This window comes from Pseudomonas sp. FSL R10-1350, assembly GCF_009600525.1.
Taxonomy (GTDB): domain Bacteria; phylum Pseudomonadota; class Gammaproteobacteria; order Pseudomonadales; family Pseudomonadaceae; genus Aquipseudomonas; species Aquipseudomonas helleri.
In genome coordinates, this window is the sequence record NZ_WIVR01000093.1 from 1 (window position 1) to 13,512 (window position 13,512).

12 protein-coding genes are annotated in these 13,512 nt (G+C 60.7%); 9 read left to right on the plus strand and 3 right to left on the minus strand.

Features of this window, described 5'->3' with window-relative positions; all coding sequences use genetic code 11:
• On the minus strand, positions 1-650 hold a 650-nt coding region (locus GHO25_RS23985), incomplete at its 3' end, for a ComF family protein (protein ID WP_153392878.1).
• An 88-nt stretch (positions 651-738) separates the two neighbouring features.
• Here GHO25_RS23985 and bioB point away from each other — a divergent pair.
• The 7 genes from bioB to GHO25_RS24020 all read left to right on the plus strand — a co-directional run bounded on the left by bioB (position 739) and on the right by GHO25_RS24020 (position 9,342).
• On the plus strand, positions 739-1,794 hold the full coding sequence (gene bioB, locus GHO25_RS23990) for a biotin synthase BioB (RefSeq protein WP_048372289.1): 1,056 nt from the start codon (positions 739-741) through the stop codon (positions 1,792-1,794).
• A gap of 108 nt (positions 1,795-1,902) precedes the next feature.
• A complete protein-coding gene (bioF, locus tag GHO25_RS23995) occupies positions 1,903-3,075 on the plus strand; it encodes an 8-amino-7-oxononanoate synthase (RefSeq protein ID WP_153392881.1) in 1,173 nt (390 codons plus the stop codon).
• On the plus strand, positions 3,068-3,799 hold the full coding sequence (locus GHO25_RS24000) for an alpha/beta fold hydrolase (RefSeq protein WP_153392884.1): 732 nt from the start codon (positions 3,068-3,070) through the stop codon (positions 3,797-3,799). The genes bioF and GHO25_RS24000 overlap by 8 nt, the downstream gene beginning before the upstream one ends.
• Complete coding sequence (gene bioC, locus GHO25_RS24005) at positions 3,792-4,604, plus strand: malonyl-ACP O-methyltransferase BioC (RefSeq protein WP_153392887.1); 813 nt, start codon at positions 3,792-3,794, stop codon at positions 4,602-4,604. Before GHO25_RS24000 ends, bioC begins: the two co-directional genes overlap by 8 nt.
• The gene (gene bioD / locus GHO25_RS24010; RefSeq protein ID WP_048372282.1) at positions 4,601-5,281 is read left to right on the plus strand and encodes a dethiobiotin synthase; all 681 of its coding nucleotides are present in this window, start codon (positions 4,601-4,603) and stop codon (positions 5,279-5,281) included. The genes bioC and bioD overlap by 4 nt, the downstream gene beginning before the upstream one ends.
• Before the next feature lie 236 nt (positions 5,282-5,517).
• Positions 5,518-7,323 carry a phenylacyl-CoA dehydrogenase gene (locus GHO25_RS24015; RefSeq protein WP_048372280.1) on the plus strand — a complete coding sequence of 602 codons (1,806 nt, stop codon included), beginning with the start codon at positions 5,518-5,520 and terminating at the stop codon, positions 7,321-7,323.
• A gap of 240 nt (positions 7,324-7,563) precedes the next feature.
• Positions 7,564-9,342, plus strand: a complete 1,779-nt coding sequence (locus tag GHO25_RS24020; protein ID WP_153392890.1) for an acyl-CoA dehydrogenase C-terminal domain-containing protein — start codon at positions 7,564-7,566, stop codon at positions 9,340-9,342.
• A gap of 331 nt (positions 9,343-9,673) precedes the next feature.
• Here GHO25_RS24020 and GHO25_RS24025 read toward each other — a convergent pair whose 3' ends face one another.
• On the minus strand, positions 9,674-10,558 hold the full coding sequence (locus GHO25_RS24025; RefSeq protein WP_153330197.1) for a LysR family transcriptional regulator: 885 nt from the start codon (positions 10,556-10,558) through the stop codon (positions 9,674-9,676).
• A 228-nt stretch (positions 10,559-10,786) separates the two neighbouring features.
• On the opposite strand from GHO25_RS24025, the gene GHO25_RS24030 reads away from it, so the two are divergent.
• Positions 10,787-12,070, plus strand: coding sequence for an aspartate aminotransferase family protein (locus tag GHO25_RS24030; protein WP_153330196.1), 1,284 nt, complete (start codon positions 10,787-10,789; stop codon positions 12,068-12,070).
• A gap of 170 nt (positions 12,071-12,240) precedes the next feature.
• Positions 12,241-12,405, plus strand: a complete 165-nt coding sequence (locus GHO25_RS24035; protein ID WP_048384917.1) for a YqaE/Pmp3 family membrane protein — start codon at positions 12,241-12,243, stop codon at positions 12,403-12,405.
• 89 nt (positions 12,406-12,494) lie between these two features.
• Here the strand turns inward: GHO25_RS24035 and GHO25_RS24040 are convergent.
• A partial coding sequence (locus tag GHO25_RS24040) for a S9 family peptidase (protein ID WP_153392893.1) occupies positions 12,495-13,512 on the minus strand: 1,018 nt, incomplete at its 5' end.

A 13,512-nucleotide genomic window follows, 5' to 3' on the forward strand; every position in this document is an offset into this window, starting at 1 on the left:
CTGCACCTGGCGCTGGTGGACGACGTGCTAACCACCAGCGCCAGGTGCAGGCCGCGCACTTCAACCTGCGGGGCCAGGCTGAAGGCGTGGAGCAAGTTGCGCTTGCGGGCCTTGGCGTCCAGCGCCTGTTGCGCGGCGGTGTCTTGATGGCGCAGCAGCCAGTCGTCGTGACACGGGATACCCAGATCGCGGCTCAACCACTGGGCGAGCATCGCGGCCTGGTTGTAGCCGCGCTGGCGCAGGCGCTGAGTAGACAGCGGCACCGGCAGCAAACAGTCGGGTTGCGGGTCGCCGGTATTGAACCGATCACGTAGCGATTGGCCGAGAATATCGGCCAACAAGCGGCCATACGGCCAGCGGCTGTTGTGCTTGAAGCGGATGATCAAACTGTCGACGGGAAAGCCGTAGACCCACGGCGCATACACCGATTCGTAGGCCGGCGGGTGCTTGATGCACAGGCCGCAGGTGAGCCCGGCCATCGGCAGCGGCAATGCGCACCGCTCGCAACGGTCACCCAGCCAGGGCAGCTCCAGTTCGCAGGCCGCGCAGAGTGGCAGTGGGGTGTCGGTGCGTTCATCGCACACTAAACACGTTTGGTTAATTAATAACCACTTGTCAACCACGCTAAACAAGCGTGGTTGACAAGTCATGTAGCATCCTCAAACATATCGCGCATCCGTGCCGTGCCTGAGGCGGTTGCTTCAGGTTCAAGTCCCAGCATAAACAAGAGAATCGCCGATGAGCGCCAGCACCCATGCCAACTTGCGACATGATTGGTCTTTAGCCGAAGTTCGAGCGTTGTTTGTCCAGCCGTTCAATGACCTGCTTTTTCAGGCGCAGACCGTGCACCGCGCGCATTTCGACGCCAATCGGGTGCAAGTTTCGACGCTGCTTTCGATCAAAACCGGGGCCTGCCCGGAAGATTGCAAATATTGTCCGCAGTCCGGTCACTACAACACCGGGCTGGAAAAAGAGAAGTTGATGCAGGTGCAGGCGGTGCTTGAAGAGGCGGCGCGGGCCAAAGCCATCGGCTCGACGCGTTTCTGCATGGGCGCAGCCTGGAAGCACCCGTCGGCCAAAGACATGCCTTACGTGCTGGAAATGGTCAAAGGCGTGAAGGCCATGGGCCTGGAAACCTGCATGACCCTGGGCAAGCTCGATCAGGAGCAAACGGCGGCGCTGGCGCACGCGGGGCTGGATTACTACAACCACAACCTCGACACCTCGCCCGACTTTTACACCAGCATCATCACCACCCGTACCTACAGCGAACGCCTGCAAACCTTGAGCTACGTGCGCGATGCGGGGATGAAGATCTGTTCCGGGGGCATTCTGGGCATGGGCGAGTCGCTGGACGACCGCGCCAATCTGCTAATCCAGCTGGCTAACCTGCCCGAGCACCCGGAGTCGGTGCCGATCAACATGCTGGTGAAAGTGGCGGGCACGCCGCTGGCCAATGCCGAGGACATCGATCCGTTCGACTTCATCCGCATGCTGGCCGTGGCGCGTATCTTGATGCCACAAAGCCATGTTCGCCTGTCGGCCGGGCGTGAAGCCATGAACGAGCAAATGCAGGCGCTGGCGTTCTTTGCCGGGGCCAACTCGATTTTCTACGGCGACAAATTGCTGACCACCGCCAACCCGCAGGCGGACAAAGACATGCAGCTGTTTGCGCGCCTGGGCATCTTGCCCGAAGCCCGCCAGGAACACGCCGATGAAGTGCATCAGGCGGCGATCGAGCAAGCGCTGATCGAGCAAAAATCCAGCGAGCAGTTCTATAACGCTGCGGTGTAAGCCTCTTAACTGTAGGAGCGAGCTTGCCTCGCGATCTTTTAAACGATCAAAAGATCGCGAGGCGAGCTCGCTCCTACAGGTCTTGTGCAATCTATTTCCGAGGCCAGCATGTCTTTTGATTTAAGCGCCCGTCTGGCTGCGCGTCGTGCCGACAATCTTTACCGTCAACGGCCATTGCTTGAGAGTCCGCAAGGGCCGCAGGTGGTGGTCGATGGCCAGCCGCTGTTGGCCTTCTGTAATAACGACTACTTGGGCTTGGCCAATCACCCGCAGGTGATCGAAGCCTGGCAGGCCGGTGCGTCGCGTTGGGGCGTGGGCGGCGGGGCGTCGCATTTGGTCATCGGCCACAGCGGCCCGCATCACGCGCTGGAAGAAGCCCTGGCCGAGTTCACCGGGCGCCCGCGTGCGCTGCTGTTCAGCAATGGCTACATGGCCAATCTGGGGGCGGTCACCGCCTTGGTCGGGCAGGGCGATACGGTGCTCGAAGACCGTCTCAATCACGCCTCGTTGCTGGATGCCGGTTTGCTCAGCGGCGCGCGCTTCAACCGCTATTTGCACAACGACGCGGCCAGCCTGGCCAAGCGTCTGGAGAAAGCCTGCGGCAACACTTTGGTGGTCACCGACGGCGTGTTCAGCATGGACGGCGATGTGGCCGACTTGCCGAGCCTGGCCCGTGAGGCCAAGGCCAAAGGCGCCTGGCTGATGGTCGACGATGCCCACGGCTTTGGCCCGCTGGGTGCGCAGGGCGGCGGGATTGCCGAGCATTTTGGCTTGGGCGTGGACGACGTGTCGGTGCTGGTGGGCACGCTGGGCAAAGCCTTCGGCACCAGCGGTGCGTTTGTGGCGGGCAGCGAAGAGCTGATCGAGAGCTTGATCCAGTTCGCCCGGCCTTATATCTACACCACCAGCCAGCCGCCCGCGCTGGCCTGCGCCACCCTCAAAAGCCTTGAGCTGTTGCGCAGCGAGCACTGGCGTCGTGAGCACCTGAACACCCTGATTAGCCAGTTCCGCAGGGGCGCCGAGCAGATCGGTTTGCAGTTGATGGACAGCTTTACGCCGATCCAGCCGATCGTGATTGGCGACAGTGGCCGGGCGTTGCGTTTGTCAGCGATGTTGCGTGAGCGCGGTTTGCTGGTGACCGCGATCCGCCCGCCGACGGTACCGGCGGGCAGTGCGCGGTTGCGTGTGACCTTGTCGGCGGCCCACACAGAGGCTCAGGTGCAGCTATTGTTAAGCGCACTGGATGACTGTTGGCGAAAGCTGGAGCCCGACCATGCGTGATCGTCTGATTTTGCTGCCCGGCTGGGGCTTGGGGATTTCCCCGCTGGAACCTTTGGCCGCAGCCTTGCGCGGTCTGGATGAGCATTTGCGGGTTGAGGTCGAACCGCTGCCGGTGCTGGAGTCTGCGCAACTGGACGACTGGCTCGACGAGCTGGACGCCAACCTGCCCGACAACGCCTGGCTGGGCGGCTGGTCTCTGGGCGGGATGCTCGCCAGTGAGTTGGCAGCCCGCCGTGGTGATCGCTGCTGCGGGTTGGTCACTCTGGCCAGCAACCCGAGTTTTGTGAGCCGTGAGGACTGGCCAACGGCAATGCCCAACGCCACCTTCGAGGCGTTTTTATCAGGCTTCGCTGAAGCGCCGCACAGCACCTTCAAGCGCTTTGCTCTGCTGTGTAGCCAAGGCGCGGCAGACCCGCGCGCCATGACGCAATTGCTCTTGGGCGCAGCCCCCAAAGTGCAGCCGGAACCCTTGTTGGCCGGGCTGGAACTGCTGGGCCAACTGGATGTGCGCCCGGCACTGCAAGCCTTCAACGGGCCGCAACTGCACCTGTTTGCCGGGACCGACGGGCTGGTGCCGGTGGCGGCTGCCGAGGCGTTGCTGGCGCTGTTGCCCGATGTCGAAGTGGGTCTGATTGAACAGGCCTGTCATGCCTTTTTACTGGAAGCGCCCCACGAGCTGGCGGCCGCGATTCAGGCTTTTTTACATGAGCTGGACGATGACTGATCTCAGTGTTGCAACGTGTGCAGGCCGCCTGCCGGACAAGCGCCAGGTGGCGGTGTCGTTTTCGCGTGCGGCGGCCAGTTACGACAGCGTGGCCGAGCTGCAACGTGACGTTGGGCATGCGTTGCTGGCGCGTTTGCCGGCTGGTCTGGCGCCGCAGCGCTGGCTGGATCTGGGCAGCGGCACGGGCTATTTCAGCCGGGCCCTGGCGCAGCAATTTCCCCACAGTGAAGGGCTGGCGCTGGACATCGCCCAAGGCATGCTGGCGTTCGCCCGGCCCTTGGGCGGCGCCGCGCATTTTATCGCCGGGGATGCTGAAAGCTTGCCGCTGCAAGCCAAAAGTTGCGACCTGATTTTTTCCAGCCTGGCGTTGCAGTGGTGCGGTGATTTTGCGCGGGTGCTCAGCGAAGCCCATCGAGTGCTCAAACCCGGTGGCGTCATGGCCTTTGCCAGCTTGTGCGTGGGCACGTTAAGTGAGCTGCGTGACAGTTGGCGGGCCGTGGACGGGCAAGTCCATGTGAACCGTTTTCGTGAGTTTGCCGCCTATCAGCAGTTGTGCGCTGACAGCTCGATGCGCGTGCTCAACTTGCAGAGTCAGCCCCATGTGCTGCACTACGCGCAGGTGCGTCAACTGACCCATGAATTGAAAGCATTGGGTGCGCATAATCTGAACCCGGGTCGCCCTGAAGGGTTGACCGGCAGAGCGCGGCTGCAGGCTTTGGTTAGCGCTTATGAGCAATTTCGTCAGCCGCAAGGGCTACCGGCAACTTATCAGGTGGTCTACGGCATCCTGGAGAAAACGCGATGAGCCCAGCGTACTTCATTACGGGAACCGACACTGATGTCGGCAAAACCACGATTGCCGCCGGTTTGTTGTATGCCGCGCGCGAAAACGGATTGAGCACCGTGGCTGGCAAGCCGGTGGCCTCGGGCTGTGAGATCACCCCGCAAGGGCTGCGCAATGCCGATGCGCTGGCATTGATGGCCGAGAGTTCTGTGAAATTGACCTATGACGAGGTCAACCCGGTGGCCTTTGAGCCGCCCATCGCCCCGCACATTGCGGCGCGTGAAGCTGGCCAAGTGGTCAGTGTGCAGACCTTGCTGGCGCCCATGCGCCATGTGCTGGCCCAGCAGGCCGACTTCACCTTGATTGAAGGGGCGGGAGGCTGGCGAGTCCCGCTGTCGGGGCAAGACAGTTTGTCGGACCTGGCGCAGGCCCTCGACCTACCGGTGATTCTGGTGGTCGGCGTGCGCCTGGGGTGCATCAGCCATGCCTTGTTGACCGCCGAAGCCATCGCCCGCGACGGCCTGCAACTGGCCGGTTGGGTGGCTAATATCATTGGCCCGAAAACGGCGCGCCTTGAAGAAAATCTCGCCACCCTGGCCGAGCGCCTGCCGGCCCCTTGCCTGGGCCGTGTGCCCAAACTTAAAACGGCCTCGGCGCAAGCGGTGGCTGAGCACTTGCAGTTGGACCTGCTGGACTGAGCCCTAAACTGCGGGCTTGTCTTGCGATTTTTTAAAGATCAAAAGATCGCGAGGCGAGCTCCTACAGGATTCCATGCACTTCCCTTCTCTGTGATCTGTTCGTACCAAGACGAACGGAGGCTTCGCGCTGCTTGACAACAAATGGGCGTAAACGTATGTTTCAAACACCTGTTTGACCGCAATAACAAATCTACGCGGTTGTTCATCCCCGGATTCATCAGCAGAGGTTTATCGCTATGCCTGATTACAAGGCCCCCTTGCGTGATATTCGCTTCGTTCGTGACGAACTGCTCGGTTACGAAGCGCACTATCAGAGCCTGCCGGCTTGCCAGGACGCTACGCCAGATATGGTTGACGCCATTCTTGAAGAAGGCGCCAAGTTTTGTGAGCAGGTGCTGGCACCGCTGAACCGCGTGGGTGACATCGAAGGCTGCACCTGGAGTGAATCCGGGGTTAAAACGCCGACAGGCTTTAAAGAAGCCTACAAACAATTCGTTGAAGGCGGCTGGCCAAGCCTGGCGCACGACGTCGACCACGGCGGCCAAGGCCTGCCGGAGTCCTTGGGCCTGGCGGTGAGTGAAATGGTCGGTGCGGCCAACTGGTCGTGGGGCATGTACCCGGGCCTGTCGCACGGCGCGATGAACACCATCTCCGAGCACGGCACTCCGGAGCAGCAAAATACCTACCTGACCAAGCTGGTAACCGGCGAATGGACCGGCACCATGTGCCTGACCGAATCGCACTGCGGTACCGACCTTGGCCTGCTGCGCACCAAGGCTGAACCTCAGGCAGATGGTTCGTACAAGATTTCCGGCACCAAGATCTTCATCTCGGCCGGTGAACACGACATGGCCGACAACATCGTCCACATCGTACTGGCCCGCCTGCCGGATGCACCGGCTGGCACCAAAGGTATCTCGCTGTTCATCGTGCCCAAGTTCAAAGCTAACGCCGACGGCACTCTGGGTGAGCGCAACGCCGTGTCCTGTGGCTCGCTTGAGCACAAAATGGGCATCCACGGTAACGCCACCTGCGTGATGAACTTTGACGGCGCCACCGGCTTCTTGATCGGCCCGCCGAACAAAGGCCTGAACTGCATGTTCACCTTCATGAACACCGCACGTCTGGGCACTGCACTGCAAGGCCTGTCCCACGCAGAAATCGCCTTCCAGGGCGGCTTGAAATATGCCCGTGACCGTCTGCAAATGCGTTCGCTGACCGGCCCTAAAGCCCCTGAAAAAGCGGCTGACCCTATCATCGTTCACCCGGACGTGCGTCGCATGCTGCTGACCACCAAAGCGTTTGCTGAAGGCAACCGCGCCATGGTGTATTTCACCGCCAAGCAAGTCGACATCGTGAAATACGGCGTTGATGAAGAAGAGAAGAAAAAAGCCGACGCGCTGCTGGCGTTCATGACGCCGATTGCTAAAGCGTTCATGACCGAAGTGGGCTTCGAAGCCGCCAACCACGGCGTGCAAATCTACGGCGGCCACGGCTTTATCGCTGAGTGGGGCATGGAGCAGAACGTTCGCGACAGCCGCATTTCGATGCTGTACGAAGGCACCACCGGTATCCAGGCACTCGACCTGCTGGGCCGTAAAGTGCTGATGACTCAAGGCGAAGCGCTTAAGGGCTTCACCAAGATCGTCCACAAGTTCTGCCAGAACAACGAAGGCAACGAAGCAGTTAAAGAGTTCGTCGCCCCGTTGGCTGCACTGAACAAAGAGTGGGGCGAGCTGACCATGAAGGTCGGTATGGCGGCCATGAAAGACCGTGAAGAAGTGGGTGCGGCCTCGGTCGACTACCTGATGTATTCCGGTTATGCGTGCCTGGCGTACTTCTGGGCTGACATGGCGCGTCTGGCGGCTGCAAAACTGGCCGAGGGCACTTCTGAAGAAGCCTTCTATAAAGCCAAGCTGCAGACTGCGCGCTTCTACTTCCAGCGCATCCTGCCGCGTACCCGCACACACGTTGCGGCCATGTTGTCGGGTGCTGCCAACCTGATGGACATGAAAGAAGAAGACTTCGATCTGGGCTACTAAGCCCCGGTGAGTCACCTTTAAAAGCCGCTTCTCCTTCGGGAAAGCGGCTTTTTTGGTTTTCCCCTGTAGGAGCGAGCTTGTCTCGCGATCTTTTAAAGATCAAAAGATCGCGAGGCTCGCTCCTACAAAATAGTGACCATATTATAAATATTAGTCACTGCTTGACCCTATGTATCGCTAGCGTCGTTAAGCTAGACTGCGTCCCACATTAATCGTCGTTTACAGATTACGAGGTTTGCCATGGCTGATTACAAAGCGCCGCTGCGTGATATGCGCTTCGTCCTCAATGAAGTGTTCGAAGTTGCTGCTCTCTGGGCGCAACTGCCTGCATTGGCCGAGTCCGTTGATGCTGAAACGGTCGAAGCCATTCTCGAAGAAGCCGGCAAGGTGACCGCCAAGAGCGTCGCCCCGTTGAGCCGCGAGGCTGACGAGGAAGGCTGCCACTGGAATGACTCTGTGGTGACTACACCGGCCGGTTTTGTCGATGCCTATAAAACCTACGCCGAAGGCGGTTGGGTGGGCGTGGGCGGCAACCCGGAGTTCGGCGGCATGGGCATGCCCAAGGCGGTGTCGGCCCAGGTCGAAGAAATGATCAACTCCTCCAGCCTGGCATTTGGCCTGTACCCGATGCTCACCTCAGGTGCCTGCGTGTCGATCAACGCCCACGCCAGCGAAGAACTCAAAGCCACTTACCTGCCCAATATGTACTCGGGCGAGTGGGCCGGTTCCATGTGCTTGACCGAGCCGCACGCCGGGACCGACCTGGGGATGATTCGCACCAAGGCCGAGCCGCAAGCTGACGGTTCGTTCAAGGTCAGCGGGACCAAGATTTTTATCACCGGTGGCGAACACGACCTCACCGAAAACATCATCCATTTGGTACTGGCCAAGCTGCCGGACGCCCCGGCGGGGCCTAAAGGCATTTCGCTGTTCCTGGTGCCCAAGGTGCTGGTCAACGCCGATGGCAGCCTGGGTGAGCGCAACCCGGTGTTCTGCGGTTCGATTGAACACAAGATGGGCATCAAGGCGTCGTCGACCTGCGTGATGAACTTCGATGAGGCTGTGGGTTATCTGGTGGGTGAGCCTAACCGTGGCCTGGCCGCGATGTTCACCATGATGAACTACGAGCGTCTGGGCGTGGGTATCCAGGGCCTGGCCTCGGGCGAGCGCTCGTACCAGAACGCCGTGGAATATGCCCGTGACCGCCTGCAAGGGCGCGCGGCAACCGGCGCACAGGCCAAAGACAAAGCGGCAGACCCGATCATCGTGCACGCGGACGTGCGCCGCATGCTGCTGACCATGAAGGCGTCCAACGAAGGCGGCCGTGCGTTCTCGACTTACGTGGCCAATCAGTTGGACATCGCCAAGTTCAGCGAAGACCCGACCGCCCGCGCTCGCGCTGATGGTTTGGTGGCCTTGCTGACGCCGGTGGCCAAGGCTTTCCTGACTGACCTAGGGCTGGAGACCACGGTGCACGGCCAGCAAGTGTTTGGCGGCCATGGCTACATTCGCGAGTGGGGCCAGGAGCAACTGGTGCGCGATGTGCGCATCACGCAGATCTACGAAGGCACCAACGGCATTCAGGCGCTGGACCTGATGGGGCGCAAGATCGTCGGTAATCGCGGGGCTGACTACCGTGTGTTTGCTGATGAGATCCGCCAGTTCATCGCGCAGGCCCCGGCTGACCTCAACGAGTTCACCCAACCGTTGGCCGCTGCACTGGACAACCTTGACCAGTTGACCGCCTGGGTACTGGACCGTGCGCAACACAACCCGAATGAAATCGGCGCGGCGTCGGTAGAGTACCTGCACGTGTTCGGCTACACCGCGTATGCCTATATGTGGGCGTTGATGGCCCGTGCGGCGCAGGGTAAAGAAGCGGATGACACGTTCTACGTCAGCAAGCTGGGCACTGCACGCTTTTATTTCGCGCGTTTATTGCCGCGTATCCATTCGTTGAGTACTTCGGTCAAGGCGGGCAGTGAGTCGCTGTATTTGCTCGATGAGGCCCAGTTTTAAGGTGTTTAGTCCTGTGTAAGCTTTTGCTTACATTACGTGCTGCCAATCGCCCATATCGCGAAATTGGATCCATGGGTAATCTTGGTTTCAAGGACGTAGAGCAGGAAGCTCAAAGCAACAACAGGGACACGTAGGATTCCGCCAGGATGGTGGAGCGAAAAGGATGTCAGGGAAACAGTCTGCAAAACCCCGCTTAGGCGGGGTTTTCTTTTTTGTGCGCCTGAAATTCCTATCTCTTGTAGTCGCTGTCGAGGCACGAGGCTGCGATGGGCGTTGCGCCGCTCTCAAGAAAACGGGTTGCTGCGCAACCCTTCGCAGCCTTCGGCAGCGACTACGAATGAATCACGTCTTCAAGCAGGCTGCGCAATAGCCCCAGGGTGGCTTGCTGGCGCTGGACGTCGCGGCACACCAGGCCGACCTTCAGCGGCACGCGAGGCTCGCTCAGGGGTTTCCAGAGCAGCGCCTGATGGTCGTTCTCATGGCGCGAGCGCCCCGGCAGCACGGTCGCCAACTTGGTGTGCAGCAAGCTGTCGAGTATCCCGGCCATGGTGTTCAACTCGGCCTGCACCTGCGGGCGACGGCCCAGGCTGGCCAACTGGTTTTGCCAGATCTGGCGCACCTGAAATTCTTCCCCGAGCAACAACATCGGCAACTCGGCGGCTTGTGTCAGTGACACCTTCTTGAATTCACGCAACGGATGATCCGCCGGGATGACCAGTTGCAGTTCATCTTCGTACAGTGGCGTGCCATGCAACCCCGGCTGGCGCGGCGGCAGGTAGCTGATGCCGATGTCGAGTGAGCCATTGAGCAGGCGGCGTTCGATCTCCATGCCGGTCAATTCGTAAATCTGTACCACCAGATGCGGCTGTGCCTGGCGCACGCGCTCAAGCATTTGCGGCACCAAGCTGGTGTGCACGGTTTGCAGCACGCCAATGGCAATGGTGCGCAGCGCATGGCCCTGAAAGTTGCTCAACGCTTCACGCGCACGCTGCAAACCGTCGAGCAGCGGCAACGCGTGGTTGTACAGCGTGTGGGCGGCCAGGGTGGGCAGCAGGCGTTTGCTGCTGCGCTCGAAGAGGGTCACGTCGAGGTTGTGTTCGAGCTGGCGGATCTGCTGTGACAGCGCCGGTTGCGAGATCGACAGACGCTCGGCAGCGCGGCCCACATGGCCTTCTTCGTACACCGCGACGAAATAACGCAGTTGCTTGAAATCCATAAGTAATACTTATCGAAAATGCTTAAAAAACGAAATAGCTCAAAGGCTTGTGGGCGCCTAGTCTACGCCCGTTCCACTGGGGCTATCGAGCAAAAACGCGCGATAAACCGTACCGGTGGCGCGCTTATTTACATAGGCAAGGCTAAAAACCCGTCAGAGGTTTTAGCGCCCGGGCCGTGCCGGGGCGGTTGCAAATCGAATCTGCTTATGAACACAAGGCCTGCGTGCATGAACCTGTTTAACTTGCGTCGCCCCCAAGCCCATCTTGCTCAACCCGTGGCGGAGCCTGCCCCCGCGCATGAGAGCACCCCCGAAGCCCGCTTTTGCCTGATGCCCAGCGTAGAACGCCCGGCGCAGGTGTTTGTGCGTGGCCAGGGTTCCTGGATGTGGGACAGCGACAGCCGTGCGTACCTCGATTTCACCCAGGGGGGGGCCGTGAACAGCCTGGGCCACAGCCCGGCGGTGCTGGTCAAGGCCATGACGGAACAAGCCCAGTCATTGATGAACCCCGGCGCAGGCTTTTATAACCGCGCCATGCTGACCCTGGCCGAGCGCTTGTGCCAGAGCACGGGCAGCGATCAGGTGCACTTTTTAAACACCGGGGCCGAGGCCAACGAAGGCGCGATCAAGCTGGCGCGCAAGTGGGGCCAACTGCACCGCAACGGCGCCCACCGGATCATCACTGCAACGCGCAGCTGCCACGGTCGCAGCTTCGGCGCGATGTCGGCCTCGGGCAGCGGCACTTTCGACAACCGCTTTGAGCCGCAACTGCCGGGCTTTATCAACGTACCGTTTAACGACTTGCCTGCGCTGCACGCGGCGGTGGATGCACAGACCGTGGCCATCATGCTGGAGCCGGTGCAGAGCGATGCGGGGGTGATTCCGGCGACCGAGCATTACCTCAAGGGCGTCGAGCGCCTGTGCCGCGAGCTGGGTATTTTGCTGATTCTGGATGAAGTCCAGACCGGCATGGGCCGCTGCGGGTCGTTGCTGGCAGAGCAGAACTACGGCGTGCGCGCCGACATCGTCACCCTGGGCAAAGGCCTGGGTGGCGGCGTGCCGTTGGCCGCATTGTTGGCCCGTGGCAAAGCATGTTGCCTGGAGCCCGGCGAGCTGGGCGGCACCCACCACGGCAACGCGTTGATGACCGCAGCCGGTGTGGCGGTACTCGACACGATTCTGGAAAAAGATTTTCTGGCGCAAGTGCGCGACGCGGGTCAGTACCTGCGCGAAGGGCTGGGGCGACTGGCCAATAGTTATGCACAGGGTGAATTGCGCGGTCAGGGTTTGTTTTGGGGCCTGACCTTGTCGGATGACTCGGCCGAGGACGTGGTTAAAGCCGCGCTGTATGAAGGGCTGTTGATCACCGCTCCGCAGCCCAACTGCCTGCGCTTTACCCCGGCGTTGTGCGTCAGCAAAGGCAACATAGACGAGATGTTGCTGCGTCTGGCCCGGGCCTTTGCCCGCGTGCGTACGGCTCAGTTGCACTGCCGTCGTGCGGTTGCGACGTAACGCCTTTTAAAGAACCGTCTCGCGGTATAACGCGTCGCCCTGTGCCTGTTTCGTTCGGCGCGGGGCGTTTTTTTGTCTGTGGATAAGTCTGCGCTGAACCTTTTGTCGGGCCGATGAGTCGATTAAGGGTAAGGGCCGTGTGAGCCCGTTAAGGACTGGGAGCCTAGCGTATGGAATTTCTGAAGATCATCATTGCCATTTTGCTGCCGCCATTGGGCGTGTTCATGCAGGTGGGGTTTGGCGGGGCATTCTGGTTGAACATCTTGCTGACCCTGTGCGGCTACATCCCGGGGATCGTGCACGCGGTGTACATCATCGCCAAGCGTTCGAATTGACCCGTCATCTGTAGGAGCGAGCTTGTCTCGCGATCTTCTAAAGATCAAAAGATCGCGAGGCGAGCTCGCTCCTACAGCGATTTGGGGGTTCAGGGGTTTAGCAATTCGCTGTAGAACTGCCATTCGTGCTCGAGCGCGTGGGCCTGGTTGCTGGCTTTGCGAAAGCCGTGGCGTTCTTGTGGGTAGTAATACGCTTTGGCCGGGATGCCGTTGTCTTCCAAGGCCTTGAGCATGTCGCGGGTTTGCTGTGGCACGACCACGGCGTCCAGTTCACCTTGAAAGAAGATCACCGGCACGCGGATTTGCCCGGCGTGCAGCAACGGTGTGCGCGCTGCGTAACGCTCGGCATCGCGCACAGGGTCGCCGATCAGCCAGTCGAGGTAGTCGCCTTCAAACTTGTGGGTGCTGCGCGTCAGTGCAATCGGGTCGCTGACGCCATACAGGCTGGCACCGCCACGGAATACATCTTTGAACGCCAGCGCACACAGGGTGGTGTAGCCGCCCGCGCTGCCGCCGCGAATAAAGGCTTTTTCGCCATCAATCAGCCCTTGCCCGGCCAGGTAGCTGACCACCGCGCAGGCATCTTCAACGTCCACTTCGCCCCATTTCAGGTGCAAGGCTTGGCGATAGTCGCGGCCATAGCCGGTGCTGCCCCGGTAGTTGAGGTCGGCCACGGCAAAGCCGCGCTGGGTCCAGTACTGAATGCGCGGGTCGAGCATCGGGTAGCAGGCGGATGTCGGGCCGCCGTGCACGAAAACCACCAAGGGCGGTTTAACCTCGCCGTGCATCGCCGGGTAGAAGAAGCCGTGGGCTTCGCCGTTGCCGGACGGGTAGCGCAAGGTCTGCGGGCGGCTGATTTGTTCGGCGGGCAAGGGCGCTATGCCACCGGCCAGCACGCGGACCTGTTGGTCGCTGCGGCCAATGCGCAGGATCGCCGACGGGCTGACGGGGGAGGCGGCGATGCAATAGAGGTAGGCATCATCCAGCGCCAGGCAGCGAAACCGGCTGTAGTCGCCAGTGAAGTCTTCGACGCTGCCGTCAGCCGCGTGAATGCCCAAGCGTCCGAAACCGGCCTCGGTCCAGGTCGCCAAGTAGCTTTGCTCACCC